The sequence below is a fragment of the Nostoc sp. genome, from assembly GCF_036919615.1.
Lineage (GTDB): Bacteria > Cyanobacteriota > Cyanobacteriia > Cyanobacteriales > Nostocaceae > Nostoc.
The window spans coordinates 23339-38026 of record NZ_JBALCN010000097.1 but is presented as its reverse complement, the minus strand read 5'-3'; the positions used below and the strand labels follow the sequence as shown (position 1 = coordinate 38026).

Here is a 14688-nt window from a genome sequence, read left to right as displayed (position 1 = left end):
AAAACACCTCTTAAGCCAATTCCTAAATGTGAGTTGGAAGTATTTTTAAATAGCTACAAAATTATCCGGCAGTTTAACATGGCTCAATAAGATTCAAACTGCTGCAAGTTATTGCAAAAAAACTTGAAATAATATATGTCTCACATTATTGTCGAAGACCTCAGAAAGACTTTCTTTGTGTCTGAACGCTCCTCTGGGCTTTTCGGTTCAATACGAGGGCTTGTGCAGCGAAAAACAAGAGTTGTTCATGCGTTGAAAGGAGTTTCATTCACCCTTGAACGGGGAGAACTTGTAGGGTACATCGGCCCAAATGGAGCTGGTAAATCGACTACTATTAAAATTTTAAGTGGTATCTTAGTGCCTGAAGGTGGAAAATGCATAATTGGCGGACAAACTCCCTGAAAAGATAGAATCTGGCATGTTGGTCGTATTGGGGTAGTGTTTGGTCAAAGAACGCAGCTATGGTGGGATCTGCCAGTAATTGAGTCTTTCGATCTGCTGCGGGATATTTATCGCGTTCCCCATTCCGAATATCGAAAGACACGCCAAGAAATGATTGATTTGCTTGATCTATCAAGCTTTCTCTCTACCCCTGTGAGGCAATTAAGCCTTGGTCAAAGGATGCGATGTGACTTTGCTGCTGCAATGCTTCATAGACCTGAGATCCTTTTTCTTGATGAACCTACCATCGGGCTGGATGCGGTTTCAAAACTTGCTGTCAGAAAACTTATTAGAGCGCTGAATAAAACTCATAAAGTAACCACCATTCTGACTACCCATGATATGGATGATATCGAGGCATTGTGCGATCGCATAATTATTATTGGTGGAGGTGAGATTCTTTGTGATGGAACTCTGGCAACACTGCGTTCTCAAGTTTCTTCGCGTCGCTACTTAAGAATAGACCTGACAAACGATGATTTCTCCTTTGCAGAAGAAGGGGTGAGTATCATCTCAAAAGAAGGTCACACGGTAACTCTCGCCTTCGATCCCACAAAGCTTTCTGCTGCCTCCCTGATTAGCCAGATTACCTCAAAACACGAAGTAGAGGATCTTTTTGTGGAAAATCCACCTATTGAAGAGATAGTTGCTGAACTTTATGCATCAGGAGGGATTTTCGGATGAAAGCCTATTGGTCATTGTTTGTTGCAAGATTTGCACTACTGCTGCAATATCGTGCTGCTGCTTTGGCAGGGATTGCAACTCAGCTATTTTGGGGGTTCTTGAAAGTTATGGTTCTAGAGGCATTCTTCACTCATGCAACCTCTGCTCAACCTATGACTTTTCGTGAGGCTGTAGGATATGTGTGGCTTGTACAGGCGTTTTTGATGGCGGTTGTCCCTTGGTCAGGTGATAGAGATATTCAAGACTTGATACGTTCTGGTGCGGTAGGATACGATCTTCTCCGACCCACTGACCTTTATAATTTTTGGTTCACTCGCGCTCTGGCGCTTCGTACAGCGCCCCTAATCCTCCGTGCTATTCCTCTGCTTTGTGTGACAACTTTTCTTTTTCCCATTGTCGGGCTTTGGGAGCGATCGCTTTCTTTTCCACCCTCCTTTGCTTCTTTGGTTGCCTTTTTTCTATCGTTTATTGGTGCAATTCTGCTTTCGTCTGCATTGACTATGCTTCTGACTATATCAATGATGTGGACACTTTCTGGTGAAGGAATTAATAGTATCCTCCCCACTCTGATTATTATGTTCTCTGGAATGATTGTTCCTTTGCCACTTTTTCCTGAGTGGAGCAAGCCTTTCCTGAATGCACTTCCTTTTTCAGGGCTTGTTGACCAACCTTTTCGTCTTTTCACTGGTAATCTTTTACCAAATGCACTGTTTCATGTATTGCTGCATCAAACTTTCTGGATAGTTGTCATTGTTATCCTTGGGCGTGTCCTTGTAAACCGTGGTGTAAGAAAGCTTGTAATTCAAGGAGGATGAGTGTGAACACTTTTTTTCTCTACCTCCGATATATCTCTGTATCTTTAAAATCACAAATGCAGTACAAAGTGTCCTTCTTGCTTCAAGTAGTAGGGCATTTTCTCGGAACCGTTATTGAATTTTTTGGAATCTGGGCACTTTTTACTCGTTTTAATAGTATTGGTACGTGGACTCTAAGTGAAGTTGCTCTCTTTTATGGAATGGTTAATATTTCTTTTGCCTGTGCTGATGCTCTGGGACGAGGGTTTGATTCATTTGGAAAAATAATTAAGAGCGGTGACTTCGACCGTTTACTTCTTCGTCCACGCACCACAGTACTTCAACTTCTGGGCACAGAATTTCCTTTGAAACGAATCGGACGATTTTCTCAAGGAATTGTTGTTACTGGCTGGTCGCTTTCAACTCTCTACATTCCTGTTACTTTTAAAACATGGTGGCTTTTGGGCACCTCATTTATTGGTGGCGTCGCCCTCTTTGTCGGTATCGTTATTGTGCAAGCAACGCTCACATTCTGGACTATTGAGTCGCTCGAAATTATGAATATCGTCACTTATGGAGGAGTTGAAACCGCTCAATACCCTCTTTCAATTTATGGCAAATGGTTTCAGCGATTTTTCACTTTCTTTATACCACTTGCCTGCGTGAGCTATTTTCCTCTGCTTGCAGTGCTTGAAAAAGAAGATGCTTTTTTAGTGCCTTTGTGGTTTTGTTACGTCTCTCCAATCGCAGGTATTCTATTTCTGATAGTTGCGCTTAAACTTTGGAAACTAGGCGAACGATACTACTGTTCCACTGGTAGCTAAGTAGGTTGGCGTAAAAATTTGTCTAGTCACTAGTACCGCAAGGCGGAAGTCACTCATTCAAAAGTCAAAAGTCAAAAGTATTATGGAATAAGCTCTTTATGGCTTTTTAATGGTCTGCTTATTTACGCCGTGCTGTATTAGATGGTTTTGCTCCAACTATGTTGGCACAACTACAACCCTTCTCCACAACTGGGACAGTTTTCCAATTTACAAGTGAGTCTCACTTATAAACAGTTTATTAGCTTGATAGTTACCTATTTATAAGGTAGAGAACGATGGCAAGTTTCTTTACAAGATTAAGCTAAACTATTTTAAAAAGAGATAAAAATTAATTTTGTTAGGGTTTAATTACCAAATAATATGGTAATTTACTCAATAAGTTGGTACTATCTTCTGTAGATTACACAGATACACTATCCATTTTGAAAGACGCAAATCTAATAAGAGGTTTGTGGCTAACTTTGGCGTAAGGATTCATTAGTTTTTAATAACTCATATTGAAAACTAGCTATTTTGTATCGTCTGATAAGGAGTTGAAAGTTTAACGATAGAACCATTTTGATTTTAATCTTACAAAATTTATTGTCAACTTGCTCAGTTTTGGCGATAACGAGACTAATTTTTGGTGAGCAAAACTATCTAATCTTTTCAATATTCAATAGTAAACGGAGAAATGTTTTATGCGTTTTACCCGCACGATACCCCTTGCATCATTAATACTATCGGCACTAGTTTTATGGCAGCCTACTTTAGCTGACTCCAGAAGTAGTCTTCCGTTGCAAAAAGCAGAAAAAATAGCATCTCTCTCGGATAAAAATAAGTGTCTTGGAGGTTTTTCGCCAAGTTTTCGCTTGGGTGGAGAAATCAAGAATCCAACCATTTATAACTTGCAAAACCTGAGAAATTTGCGAGATACTTTAAAAAAACAAAATCCAGCATTAGTTACTGAAATCACTGTGAGCTTTCAAACTGGCTCAGGTCCACGAACAGAAACATACTATGGAGTTCCTCTATGGGAATTGATTAATAATCCAAAAGCCGGAGGTGGTCTCAGACCTGGGAATTCTGGTTTGAATTCTAAAAACTCTTTTCTGCGGCAATATGTTCTAGTTGATGCCACAGATTGCTATGGTGCAGTTGTAGCTATTGGTGAAATTCAACCTAACTTTGAAGGGAAAACAGTGTTAGTTGCATATGCAAAAAAAGGTGCTGATGGTAAAGTTGTGCCTTTAATAGATGAAGGATTTGCTCGTTTAGTAGTTCCAGGTGACAAAGCTGGAGGTCGTTACGTTAGTAATGTGACAAATATCCTTATATTATCTGCTCCTGCTTCTCCTTTGAAACCAAAAAATTTCTGATATAAAGGCTAAGGTTGTCGGTGTCAAGCCAAGAGCGCAATAACTTCTGGAGACATTTGTAAATATATTGAGTGTGGCTGGCAAAAAGCTTGTTTACACCCACCATGTCTTCAATAATTAACAAAGTCCAATACGATTCAGATAAGCTATTGAGGCAGGGGAAAAAAAAGAGTTATTGAGCAATAATTCTTTCTTCCCCTACTGAATTGCTGCTCCTCCTGATTGCCTTAACTGATAACTTTCTTAACCAAACCGTATTGTCAGCCAACATTTATCTATATAAAGTAATTGACATTTTTCCAACTAAATTGGTAGTCTGAACTTTGAGGATAAAATACCCAAAAACTTGAAGATTTTAGTGAACAGATGAAAAAATATTTTTTGACAGGTTCTTTGGCAGCTTGTGTCTTTAGTGTTGTGATACCAAATCAAGCTTTTGCTGCTAATCTCAACTTATATGGAGCAGGTAGTCTAAGAAATGCACTAACGGAAGTCAGCCAAGACTTCACCCAAGAAACAGGAATAGGAGTGAGTACACTATTTGGGCCCTCAGGGATTAGAGAACAAGCAATAGAAACAGAACTCCAACTTGGACAGCCTACTGCTGATGTCTTTGCTAGTGCAGATATTGGAAATCCACAAAAACTCTACATTAAGGGGTTGAGCAGTCAGCCAGTGGAATTTACTAAAAACCAGATTGTAGCGGTGTTTTCCTCAAAGTATTCCCAGGCAAAAATTACACCAAATCAGGTGTTAGATTACTTACTAAATCCCAACATCAAGTTGGGAACTTCAACACCTATATTAGATCCTCTTGGAGACTACACTCAACAGATATTTACTCAAGCTAATTCCAAAAACCCTGGTAGTTTTGATACCCTCAATAGTAAAGCCTTGCGATTAACAGGTGGAACGAATACCCCAGTAGTCCCATCAGGACAGGACAGCTTAGTGTATTTTCTAAACAAGACTCAGCAAGCAGATGTTTTCTTGACTTATTATACTGGCGCGATCGCATCGAAAAAAATTGATCCGAGTCTGCAAGTAGTTGGGCTACCAGATTATTTGTCTGTTGCAGCGCCATTTGGTTTAACAGTTATCAAAAATGCTGATCCGAATGCACAGAAACTAGCAGATTATATTTTGTCAGATAAAGGACAGCAAGTTTTGCATAAGTATGGATTTATTAGCCCCACCAAATCAGTACCCGAACCCAACTATGTTTACGGACTATTACTAGCTGCGGCTATGGGTTTAGCACTCAAGAAAAAATTGGCAGAGCCAAAGCAAAAGATACAAGTTGAAAATCTTAGATAAAGCGATAGGAAAATGATTGTTGGTAGCAACAATCATTTGTAATCTCATCCTACAGTTTATTTATAGTAGTAATAGACACCGCAATTTTTAAACAAGAAATATCAGTTTCTTATCCGTAACTCTACAGGCATTATTTTCTGATCGCTTGTCTTTGGTCTAAACTAAAGTTAAAACTTCATCACTCAAAACGTCAAAAAATAAAAGCGATCGCTCCCTTCAACTAAAGAGCGATCGCTTTTATTTATAATGCAGAATACAGCTTAAGCAGCAACAGGTTCCAACAATTTGATATCAGAAAAGACAAATTCCTGAATAGATACTTGTCCTGCTGTCTCGGTGCGAATCTCCCGACGATTTAGGATGAAATAGTCACCAACTTTTTCATACTCATCGGTAAATTCGCTTCTACCACCCTTTTGTTCTCCAGTTTTGGGGTCATGGTACACAGAGTCATAGGTATGGGACAGGTAGCCTGACCCGGTGTCGTGACTGCTGAAGGTGTCAATTGTCACAAAAGTACCGTGGATTAGACGGTGAACATGGCATACTTCATTATTGCGGACTTTATATTTATCGCCCTCAGCCTTACCACCCATTAAAAGCTCAACCGCACCAGTTTCGTCAGTTTTACCATAGCTAAACGTATTGGCGCTGTGGGTGTCTTCAAAGCTGCGGCGGATGCGGTGAATTGCTATTTCCCATGCTTGACCATGAATTGCCTGCTTGGCCGACTCGTCATTTACATCCAAAACTTCCGCTTTGAGATTGGCGCTGATGATAACTTTGCCTGTAAATATTTTATCATCTTGCTTAAAAGTGATATTTGCGGTATAACCAGGGAAATTTTTGTCCCAAGTATAGCGGTTCTCATAAGCAGCCCGGAAAAGTTCCTGAGCAGAGAGTTTTGTAACTGTCATGTGCTTCTCCTAGTCGCTACTATTAATTAGCGTTTTAGTTTTCTTGGTATTAGCATAGAAGTAATTGTTGAGGCTTGGATAGTCCCCAACTGGGTACACTTATGGCAAATTCTCTTCACGCCGTATTTCATGCGATCGCCAATGTCCAAAATGAGCAAGAATTAAGACTAGCTCTCACGGATAAAATTGGTGAGCATTTTGGCGTGCAAAATTGGGGTATTTATTTCCTAAATAAACAGCCAACCACTGATATTGATATTCAGGGTATTCCGGCAGTATGCTTAGAAAGCAATCCAGTCGGGCGTTACGTGGTTGAGCGTCATGCTCCCGCCCATGAGCAGTTATTATTATCACCAGGAGACTGGAAGCATTTTTGCTCGCGTTCTGATCATGAACACGTAATGACTGGGCCAATTGTTTGCGATGGTCGTCTTGTAGGAACGCTTAACTTAGCTCGTGACAAGGGAAATCCTGCTTTTAATGGCAACGATTTAGCTGATCTGAGTGCCTTATGCATTCATTTATCAGCAAAAATGGCAACTCTACGGACAAAACCAAAAATATCCAATTCCCTTTTGGTCAGTCCTCTTACAGTGCGTGAGTTAGAAATTGCCGAGTTAGTGGCGCAGGGGTTAACGAACGCCGAAATTGGAGAAAAACTTTGGATTACGCAAAATTCCGTCAAACAAGCTTTGAAGAGGATGTTTCGTAAATTGAAGGTTTCGGCCCGTGCGGAAATGGTGGCAAAGCTGCAAGATATACAAGTTTCATAAACAATACCTTTGCCAAAATACCCTTATAATCTGATACTGACGACTTTCTATTCCGTCTTTAGCATGTTTATAAAATTGCTCTAGTTCAGAGCTATTTTAATGCTCGGCTATACTGATTCGTTTTGGCATAAGTCATATTTTTATTTCCTAACTTTATCGTAAGCGATTATCCGGACATGATATGACTCGTTGGCGCAGCCCAAGGTAGAGAAGAGGCTGACGCTAGTAAGCATTGCGTTAACAATGTAGCAGCATCTGACTCGCTACCGCTTCTCTACAAGACCAAGGCGAACCTAACGCTATCGGTGATGTTTCTCAAAATTAGCAATTCTCCTTTGGATGAAACAGGCATTAGGGGCGCACAGCTAGCTATGCGCCCCTACTAAAGTCCTATATTTTATGCAACTCAGAAACGCTACGATCTTTCATCAGCAAGGGTAAGCACCTTACCCAAGTATTAGAAAAGTTCCTTGGTTAGACACCAGCGTTTCTATTGATTGTGACTCATTTATTGGCGAAAAGTTATTGGTACTCCCTGCCAATAGAATATTGTAACGTATTTAGCGTCCAACTTTGTTAGAGATATCTTTGGCTGTGTCTGCCGCACTGTCCCCTACATCACTAGCAGTTTTTTGAGCACCCTCTACGTACCCAGATCCAAATTCTTTAAAGGCTTCTGCTGACTCTTTTCCAATCTTCTTAACTCGTTCACCAGGAGAACCTTTCGTTTCACGAGCTTCTTTATTCCACTGCCCTACTGTTTTCGGTCTTTGAGCATCATTTTGCTCTACCTGTTCGCGAACTCTTTCGCCTAATCCTTTGTCATTTTGCCCATAACTAACATTCGTCGTCAGCACTATAAAACCAACTAAGACAACAGCCAAAAAAGATTTTACCTGAAGTCCTTTAAGCAGAGAACTGATGTGACTAATCGTCCTAGAAATCAAATTTATCATGCTAATTAGCTTGTTTTTTGGAGTACAAATTAAAGATTAACTATAAAAAGGTAATTATCCTTCTAACAAAAGACATATCTCAGTTATAAAAAAGAAATGCTTTTTAAATCCTGGGGAAGAGGTGACTTGTTAGATGCATGGATATTTGCAATTAGTTTATGGGCAAGAGCATACAAACAGGCATCTGCACAAAAGTTTTTCCCCAAAAGAACCAAAGCCAATTTATAGCATCCGTCGTTCACTGCAAGGGGAATATTTGAATATTTTGCTAGAGATAATGTTGGGTACTACTGATATACCTGAAGATGGTTGTACATTGGCTTAGTAGGAATTGTGCCAACTGCAAAAAGCTATTATTGTCAGCCTAAACCAACAAGACGTGAGCAGCGCGTTGGTGGGGTTCCCCTGCTTGTTCCTTGCGTGTCTCCCTTAGGAGAAGCGACTGCGAACTCGGAGGGTGAAAGCCTTGATATTTACATCCTAGCCCACTTGGAAGTTTCTAGCGATCGCATCACTAAAGCATTAAACGCACAATTCCTCTCTAAATAACTATCATAAACTGGGCATTGGGTATGGAGCATTAGGCATTGGGCATTAATAGTTGTCCCCCTTGTCCCCAATCCCCAGTCCTTACTCCCCTGTTACCCAAGATACCGTTGCAATAGACCAATGAGAACTTCTGGTATTTCCAAATGAGGTAATATTCCTGCATCTGCGATCGCATAAAAATCTTGAATTGCCCTTATATTTAAATTTGCCAAGCGTCGTCCTAGCTTAATGTTGGTAAATTGTGCCTTTTCTCCCCAAAAAATGATAGTCGGAATTGTCAGTTGCTGAATATATAAACTCAGGTCAAAGTAAAGATCGCCCCGCAAAAATGCCAAAGCGGCAAACTTGGCATTAGGCTGTTGTGCAGAGGTTAAATAAGCCTCCACTATCTCTTGGGATACTCGTTGTGACTTAGCAAACAAAAAACTTTGTAAAAAATTTCGGACTGCAATTTCATTTTCAGCACCAAGGATATAAATTAAATTGTCCAACAGAGGCATATTGATTACCGAAAGTGGAAGTCTGCGTCCAGCACCTTGTCCAAAATCATCAAATCCAGAGGGGGATATTAACAATAGTGCTTTGAATAAATTGGGTTGAACAATAGCTAGGCGGATAGCAAAAGCGGCTGTTAGAGACGAGGCTACTACTGTCACTGGCTGGCGACAAGTTTGGATGATAAACTCTGCGATCGTGCTGAGATAATCCCTAATTTTATAATCCCGGACTGGATGAGATGATTCTCCCCAGCCGATTAAATCGGGGGCTAAAATGTGGTAATTAGAGGCAAAAGCTGGGTAAACTTTAGACCATTCATATGCAGATGCCCCACCACCAAAGTTATGGAGAAATAATAATGGGGGTAAATCTTCAGTATCAGCGATGGCTCTTCCAACACCTTGGGCGTTCGCCCAAGGCGTATTCGTTTGCGTATAGTAAACCATTGCCCCCAAGGATGTATGGATGACTTTCTGTCCAAAGCCAGGAGGTTGAAACTGAAGCATAAAATTAAAGAGTTTAGTTTAATGACACTTTACCTAAAGGCAAAATTAAGAAGTATAAAGTAAAGCTTACCGATAAATCTCGGAGGAAGTAAACTTTTTGTCTCCTAAGCTGTTCCATATTTAATTTGCATACAGTCAAGCTAATTCATAATTGATAATTCATCCTTGCTTTTTGTCATTATCTCCTGTGATCTGAACAAGTTGATGGAGGTGATCACCACTAATGTGATAAGCTCCCCCAAAACCAACTACAAAACGACCTTCACTCGGAGTTAGCTGGAAAATCCGAAAGTCAGACAAGCCGCGCAAAACCTCGATAATTTGACCAAAGCGCCCTTGAAATTGCTCAACAATTTGATTCCACTTGTCAGTTTCACGCTCTATTAAAGTTGCCGTACAATCAAAACTCAAACGACGACGGGCAAAAATTAGATTACTCTTAGCTTCATCCTCAATAAACAAGACACTAACATGAGGATTGCCATAGAGATTTTTGGTATGAGTCGAAAGACCACTGACGTAAATGTAGATATTCTTGGAATCATCGATTACAAATGGAGCATAACTAGCATTGGGTATTGCCTGTGCACTCACGGTGCTAATGATTACACTTTCCAATTCTCCTGGAAACTTTTCGTACTCAGCTTGAATGTTTTCAAGTTGGCTCATAAGTAAATTACCGTTTGATTAGGAACCCCTAATTAAGTATCCTAACGTGATTGAGCAATGTCTACGATGGTCCCTGAGCTTGTCGTACCACTTCTCCTTCTCCTGACGGAGAGGCTGCGCCAACAAAGACGCTAGCGCGAACGTGGAAGCAAGCTAGCAAGAGCGTCTCCAAGAGTTGTGCAGGCTACGCCTACGCATGAAATGCCAAAGATTTAGCTTAATTGTAGCTAGTTTTAAACTTGTGAGAGCAAAGGTATTTTTCTGCTTTTTTGTCCCAACTCCAACCAGCAATCGCAAAACCTCTTAGCAATACGCAAAAAAGCAACCATAGTAGAACATAAGTACTAATACTTATGTTTTACGCCAGAAAATATCAATTAAGGGCTGTTTTTGTTGTTTGTCAGTTCTTACGCCGCTACGCCATTACTAATGCACCAAGATGCTTTTACCGAAGAAGCCAGACGCTAGAGTATTCCTAACCCCAAAGGGATGTTACTTGTGGGTATTCAGGGAACAGGTAAATCTCTTTAATTGATTTAGCTGGATAACTTGATGATTAAATTCCAGCACCCGCTTGTTGGGAAAATCAATGCGATAAGTGTTGGGTGCTGGTGTTTGTGGCGAGTCATGAGAATACCAGGATGCTTGACAGCATAACCAAGGGCTGCTGCGGTAGATTCATCGACAATTTGTACTGCGGGAATATTTAACTTGTCGCCCAAGTTGTGGAACCAGTCAAGATATCGCTCAAAGGCACTTACGGGAACTGTGAAAATGACACTACTGGGTTGTAATTGCTGTTCAATCTGTTGCCAAATTTCCCTAAGAAACAGTTTTGAAACTACCTCAGCACTGTAACTATTACCATCCAACTGTCGGGGAGGTGAGTAACATGGTTGATATTTTATTAGAGAATTACAAGCACTTTTATAAACTCAAAGCTTTGTCTATATTTCCTGTCAACAATTTAACAATTATAAGGAAAGTTAGTCCGATTTTAAAAGCGTACATTCTTAGTTGGACAGCTACTTACATGCCCAAGGGAGCGATCGCTCTCTCTCAATCTACAGAGATGAAACTCATTGGGCTAGACTGGAGAAAGTTATGAGGACGCAAATATGACTGATAAAAATCGTTCTCAATGGGACTTAGGCAGGTTTATCGAAACCCTGACTTACTTTGAGGTAATTCCTTTCCTTAACTGGGTACAGCAGTTAATCCAAGGTCGTCCTAAGGATAATCAAGATAGACCCAATGGAGGAAGAAACGTGGGTGTAATATTAGTAGCAGGTGCAACAGGTGGTGTAGGTAAACGAGTGGTGCAGCGATCGCTCGAACGAGGTTATAAAGTTCGCGCACTAGTTCGAGACATTGACAAAGCGCGGTCATTTCTTGGTAATGATATAGACTTGGTAGTTGCGGATATCACTAAACCAGAAACTTTAACTCCTTTAGTTATGGCTGATATCCAAGCTGTAGTTTGTTGCACAGCAGTGCGCGTCCAACCAGTTGAGGGAGACACAGCAGATAGAGCCAAATACTACCAAGGTGTTAAATTTTACCAACCAGAAATTGTTGGCGACACTCCAGAAAATGTAGAATATCAAGGTGTTAAAAACTTAGTCCAAGCGGCTGCAAAATATTTACCTCAAGCAAACGAAAAACCGATATTTGATTTCACAAAGCCATCAGCAGAATTAAAGGATAATTGGGGGGCGCTGGATGATGTCGTCATGGGTGGCGTGAGTGCCAGTAATATCCAATTAGTAGAAAATACAGCTTTGTTTGCTGGTAATATCTCCACGGCTAACTCTGGCGGATTTGCTTCTGTCAGAACTAAGAATTTTGATCCCCCCTTCAACTTATCTGGTTACGAAGGTGTGAAATTGCGCGTCAAAGGTGACGGTCAGCGTTATAAAATATTCTTGCGGACAGATACAAAATGGGATGGCATTGGCTACAGCTATTCTTTCGATACCGTAGCTAATACCTGGATAGATGTTCAGATTCCCTTTGCAGATTTGATTCCCGTATTTAGGGCAAAAACTGTCAAAGATGCGCCGCCACTTGAGCAGAATAGAATTTCTTCATTCCAACTGATGTTGAGCAAATTTGAACATGATGATGCTTTAAATCCCAAATTTTCTCCCGGTGGTTTTGCTTTGCAGTTGGAATCAATTAAAGCTTATGGTGGGACAAGATTACCACAATTTCTCCTCGTCAGTTCGGCAGGCGTGACTCGTCCCGGACGCCCTGGCATTAATTTAGATGAAGAACCGCCAGCAGTGAAATTAAATGACCAATTGGGAGGAATTTTAACTTGGAAGTTGAAGGGAGAAGATAGTTTAAGAGAAAGCGGAATTCCTTATACGATTATTAGACCTTGTGCCTTAACTGAGGAAGCAGGGGGTAAGGAATTAATATTTGAGCAAGGCGATAATATTAAGGGCAAAATCAGCCGTGAGGATGTAGCAGAACTTTGCGTGCAAGCGCTAAAACTAGGAAAAGCTTGTAATGTCACGTTTGAGATAAAACAGGGAGATAATACTCTTAACTCTATCGATTGGCAGAAGCTATTTTCTAACTTAGAACCGGATAAATAAGTGAAGTGAATACAGACTTATACTCTGTAGCCATAGCAACACATCTGGTCTAAATAGACTGTTGTAATTTAGCTATTTACATGAAAAAAATCCAAGTGCTAATACTTGCTGGGATTTTAATAACAATTATCTGGGGCGGGTTATTTTCCAAAACTGCTTCATCGCAGCAAGTGGAGTCCCGTATCAACAACCTGGAAGCAGACTTTAATCGTGTTGAGTCTCGGTTAAACCAGATAGAGTCTCAACTGGGTCAAAGTCGCCAGTCTCCATCCCGAAGAACAACACTTACCCCACGACAGTCAACTGGTTCCAGAGGGAACTTATCACAGCAAGATCGGATGTTTGATCGGCTGGCAACTTTGGTGGTTGAATTGAAGCAACAAGTCAATAAATTAGAGGAGCGAGTTTCTAATTTAGAAACTCGCTGAATATTTCAATTACCCTGTCTATTTTTCAGAACTTATTACTAGTACACTGTGGCGTCAGTTTGCCTACCTTTAGGTTGGGGAGGATCAAATAGTGTAAGCTGGCTCCAACTTCCGCAGGAAGTTAAGCATGGTTGAAACCACAGCATCCGGCGACTCAATTAAGAAGCCATGACCCTCACCATCGAGGACTACAAGTTCAGTGTTGGAAATGCCTTGAGCAAGTTGCTGGGAAAACTTTAACGGGGTGAGAATATCTTGTTTACCAACTAGAACTAGGGTAGGACAATGAATTTGTTGAAGGCGGTCTGTTGTGTCAAAGTCAAGCATGGCTCGGCTGTGATGATAAACTGAATGAGTCGCAGGCGGGAACGGATATCTGATCGCAAATTCAATTCGACCTTCGATCATTCCTGGAATCGAGTAGAACGTATCTGTAAATATCCAGGGTAATACGACTTTTTCATAAAGTTTCAGGTCTACATTACCGCAGAGTTCGCCCCAAGTCTCAATGATGCTATTGAATAATGCATCACCCTTTGGCAACGATGAAAGTAGCATCAGACTTTGTACCTTTTTAGGATGTGCTAACACTAGTTCTTGGGCTATTTGACCACCCATTGAATGACCTGCTAGATGCACCTTATTAATCCCGATGTAATCGAGCAATGCTGCAACATCACTAGCCATCTGCCTCAGACTATAGGGGCTTTCGGGAGCAGAACTTCGCCCCATACCTCGGTTGTCCAAGCGAATGACTTGATACTGCGAAACCAGCGATGGCATGATCAGTGACCAATAGGCATGATCACAAAGGAAGCCAGCTATTAATAGCAAAGGCTCACCGGTTCCCTTAATGTCGTAAAACAAATCAATCCCGTTAATCTGAACCTTGGGCATAGTCAATAATTCTACTAAACCTTATTTTTAAGCAGGGATAAACAAGGCTACACTCCTACGTCTTAAATCTCTCGTCCACCGGAATTTGATAGCCGTTGGCGAGGCGATTGGTCATGTTGGCAGTGGCTGCGATCGCCATTACTTCCCCAAACATGGTATCATTCATCCCTTTGGCACGCGCTGCTGCTGTGTGCGAGGCAATGCAGTACTCACAGCCATTCGTCGCACTCACGGCGATGTAAATTAGTTCGCGCATCAGTGGATCAATCTCACCAGGGCTGATCATCACTTCCTTTAGCGCTTGCCAAGTTCGTTGCAAGGTAGGGGGATGGTTAGCTATAGCTTTCCAAAAGTTATTGATATAGTCATTTTGGCGAGTGGTGCGGATATCGTCATATACTGCACGTACTTCGTCGCTGGCTTCTTCGTATTCAATCAGCTTAGTCATGTTTATAATGTTTTTACCTGCGAATA

The 14688-nt window shown here is 41.0% G+C and carries 17 protein-coding genes and 1 pseudogene; 11 read left to right on the top strand and 7 right to left on the bottom strand.

The features are described 5' to 3' along the window. Positions 1-135 precede the first annotated feature (135 nt). The 5 genes and pseudogenes from V7K48_RS28660 (at position 136) to V7K48_RS28640 (ending at position 5418) form a co-directional block, all read left to right on the top strand. Positions 136-1125, top strand: a pseudogene (locus tag V7K48_RS28660) (ABC transporter ATP-binding protein). Next, positions 1122-1940, top strand: coding sequence for an ABC transporter permease (locus V7K48_RS28655; protein WP_335077693.1), 819 nt, complete (start codon positions 1122-1124; stop codon positions 1938-1940). Before V7K48_RS28660 ends, V7K48_RS28655 begins: the two are co-directional and overlap by 4 nt. Positions 1941-1942: 2 nt before the next feature. Then, the gene (locus tag V7K48_RS28650; protein WP_335077691.1) at positions 1943-2743 is read left to right on the top strand and encodes an ABC transporter permease; all 801 of its coding nucleotides are present in this window, start codon (positions 1943-1945) and stop codon (positions 2741-2743) included. A 680-nt stretch (positions 2744-3423) separates the two neighbouring features. Further along, a complete protein-coding gene (locus V7K48_RS28645; protein WP_335077689.1) occupies positions 3424-4101 on the top strand; it encodes a hypothetical protein in 678 nt (225 codons plus the stop codon). Between the two features lie 366 nt (positions 4102-4467). Next, on the top strand, positions 4468-5418 hold the full coding sequence (locus V7K48_RS28640; protein WP_335077687.1) for an extracellular solute-binding protein: 951 nt from the start codon (positions 4468-4470) through the stop codon (positions 5416-5418). A 260-nt stretch (positions 5419-5678) separates the two neighbouring features. Here the strand turns inward: V7K48_RS28640 and V7K48_RS28635 are convergent, their stop codons facing one another. After that, on the bottom strand, positions 5679-6335 hold the full coding sequence (locus tag V7K48_RS28635) for a DUF3386 domain-containing protein (protein ID WP_335077685.1): 657 nt from the start codon (positions 6333-6335) through the stop codon (positions 5679-5681). Positions 6336-6436: 101 nt separating this feature from the next. Between V7K48_RS28635 and V7K48_RS28630 the strand changes: the two genes are divergently transcribed. Continuing rightward, positions 6437-7108 (top strand): LuxR C-terminal-related transcriptional regulator, encoded by a 672-nt coding sequence (locus V7K48_RS28630; protein ID WP_335077683.1) that lies wholly within the window; start codon positions 6437-6439, stop codon positions 7106-7108. A 560-nt stretch (positions 7109-7668) separates the two neighbouring features. Here V7K48_RS28630 and V7K48_RS28625 read toward each other — a convergent pair. Further along, the gene (locus V7K48_RS28625; RefSeq protein WP_335077681.1) at positions 7669-8064 is read right to left on the bottom strand and encodes a hypothetical protein; all 396 of its coding nucleotides are present in this window, start codon (positions 8062-8064) and stop codon (positions 7669-7671) included. A 133-nt stretch (positions 8065-8197) separates the two neighbouring features. Between V7K48_RS28625 and V7K48_RS35205 the strand changes: the two genes are divergently transcribed. Next, the gene (locus tag V7K48_RS35205; RefSeq protein WP_442949485.1) at positions 8198-8389 is read left to right on the top strand and encodes a hypothetical protein; all 192 of its coding nucleotides are present in this window, start codon (positions 8198-8200) and stop codon (positions 8387-8389) included. Positions 8390-8397: 8 nt separating this feature from the next. Further along, positions 8398-8613, top strand: a complete 216-nt coding sequence (locus V7K48_RS35200; RefSeq protein WP_442949484.1) for a hypothetical protein — start codon at positions 8398-8400, stop codon at positions 8611-8613. Positions 8614-8705: 92 nt separating this feature from the next. Here V7K48_RS35200 and V7K48_RS28615 read toward each other — a convergent pair whose 3' ends face one another. From V7K48_RS28615 to V7K48_RS28605, 3 genes are all read right to left on the bottom strand, one after another. Next, positions 8706-9617 (bottom strand): alpha/beta fold hydrolase, encoded by a 912-nt coding sequence (locus tag V7K48_RS28615; RefSeq protein ID WP_335077679.1) that lies wholly within the window; start codon positions 9615-9617, stop codon positions 8706-8708. Positions 9618-9776: 159 nt separating this feature from the next. Continuing rightward, entirely contained in the window at positions 9777-10286 is a 510-nt protein-coding gene (locus V7K48_RS28610) for a HugZ family pyridoxamine 5'-phosphate oxidase (RefSeq protein WP_335077677.1), read from the bottom strand. Positions 10287-10822: 536 nt separating this feature from the next. Next, the gene (locus V7K48_RS28605; RefSeq protein ID WP_335077675.1) at positions 10823-11158 is read right to left on the bottom strand and encodes a hypothetical protein; all 336 of its coding nucleotides are present in this window, start codon (positions 11156-11158) and stop codon (positions 10823-10825) included. Positions 11159-11178: 20 nt separating this feature from the next. Here V7K48_RS28605 and V7K48_RS28600 point away from each other — a divergent pair, with 20 nt between their 5' ends. The 3 genes from V7K48_RS28600 (at position 11179) to V7K48_RS28590 (ending at position 13317) form a co-directional block, all read left to right on the top strand. Further along, positions 11179-11394: a hypothetical protein gene (locus V7K48_RS28600; protein ID WP_335077673.1), complete on the top strand. Its 216-nt coding sequence runs from the start codon at positions 11179-11181 to the stop codon at positions 11392-11394. Positions 11395-11404: 10 nt separating this feature from the next. After that, positions 11405-12889, top strand: coding sequence for a CIA30 family protein (locus tag V7K48_RS28595; protein ID WP_335077671.1), 1485 nt, complete (start codon positions 11405-11407; stop codon positions 12887-12889). 80 nt (positions 12890-12969) lie between these two features. Beyond that, positions 12970-13317, top strand: coding sequence for a hypothetical protein (locus V7K48_RS28590; RefSeq protein ID WP_335077669.1), 348 nt, complete (start codon positions 12970-12972; stop codon positions 13315-13317). A gap of 84 nt (positions 13318-13401) precedes the next feature. On the opposite strand, the gene V7K48_RS28585 is transcribed toward V7K48_RS28590, so the two are convergent. Both V7K48_RS28585 and V7K48_RS28580 read right to left on the bottom strand, forming a co-directional pair. Further along, positions 13402-14214: an alpha/beta fold hydrolase gene (locus V7K48_RS28585; protein WP_335077667.1), complete on the bottom strand. Its 813-nt coding sequence runs from the start codon at positions 14212-14214 to the stop codon at positions 13402-13404. A 55-nt stretch (positions 14215-14269) separates the two neighbouring features. Beyond that, the gene (locus V7K48_RS28580; RefSeq protein WP_335077665.1) at positions 14270-14662 is read right to left on the bottom strand and encodes a carboxymuconolactone decarboxylase family protein; all 393 of its coding nucleotides are present in this window, start codon (positions 14660-14662) and stop codon (positions 14270-14272) included. Between the last annotated feature and the right edge of the window lie 26 nt (positions 14663-14688).

Excerpts from the sequence above, each read along its gene's own strand:
- V7K48_RS28600 (WP_335077673.1), top strand. The coding sequence starts at position 11,179 with ATGGTTGATATTTTATTAGAGAATTACAAGCACTTTTATAAACTCAAA.
- V7K48_RS28595 (WP_335077671.1), top strand. The coding sequence starts at position 11,405 with ATGACTGATAAAAATCGTTCTCAATGGGACTTAGGCAGGTTTATCGAA.
- V7K48_RS35205 (WP_442949485.1), top strand. The coding sequence starts at position 8,198 with ATGCATGGATATTTGCAATTAGTTTATGGGCAAGAGCATACAAACAGG.
- V7K48_RS28580 (WP_335077665.1), bottom strand. The coding sequence starts at position 14,662 with ATGACTAAGCTGATTGAATACGAAGAAGCCAGCGACGAAGTACGTGCA.
- V7K48_RS28590 (WP_335077669.1), top strand. The coding sequence starts at position 12,970 with ATGAAAAAAATCCAAGTGCTAATACTTGCTGGGATTTTAATAACAATT.
- V7K48_RS28635 (WP_335077685.1), bottom strand. The coding sequence starts at position 6,335 with ATGACAGTTACAAAACTCTCTGCTCAGGAACTTTTCCGGGCTGCTTAT.
- V7K48_RS28625 (WP_335077681.1), bottom strand. The coding sequence starts at position 8,064 with ATGATAAATTTGATTTCTAGGACGATTAGTCACATCAGTTCTCTGCTT.
- V7K48_RS28585 (WP_335077667.1), bottom strand. The coding sequence starts at position 14,214 with ATGCCCAAGGTTCAGATTAACGGGATTGATTTGTTTTACGACATTAAG.
- V7K48_RS28640 (WP_335077687.1), top strand. The coding sequence starts at position 4,468 with ATGAAAAAATATTTTTTGACAGGTTCTTTGGCAGCTTGTGTCTTTAGT.
- V7K48_RS28615 (WP_335077679.1), bottom strand. The coding sequence starts at position 9,617 with ATGCTTCAGTTTCAACCTCCTGGCTTTGGACAGAAAGTCATCCATACA.
- V7K48_RS28610 (WP_335077677.1), bottom strand. The coding sequence starts at position 10,286 with ATGAGCCAACTTGAAAACATTCAAGCTGAGTACGAAAAGTTTCCAGGA.
- V7K48_RS28655 (WP_335077693.1), top strand. The coding sequence starts at position 1,122 with ATGAAAGCCTATTGGTCATTGTTTGTTGCAAGATTTGCACTACTGCTG.
- V7K48_RS28630 (WP_335077683.1), top strand. The coding sequence starts at position 6,437 with ATGGCAAATTCTCTTCACGCCGTATTTCATGCGATCGCCAATGTCCAA.
- V7K48_RS28645 (WP_335077689.1), top strand. The coding sequence starts at position 3,424 with ATGCGTTTTACCCGCACGATACCCCTTGCATCATTAATACTATCGGCA.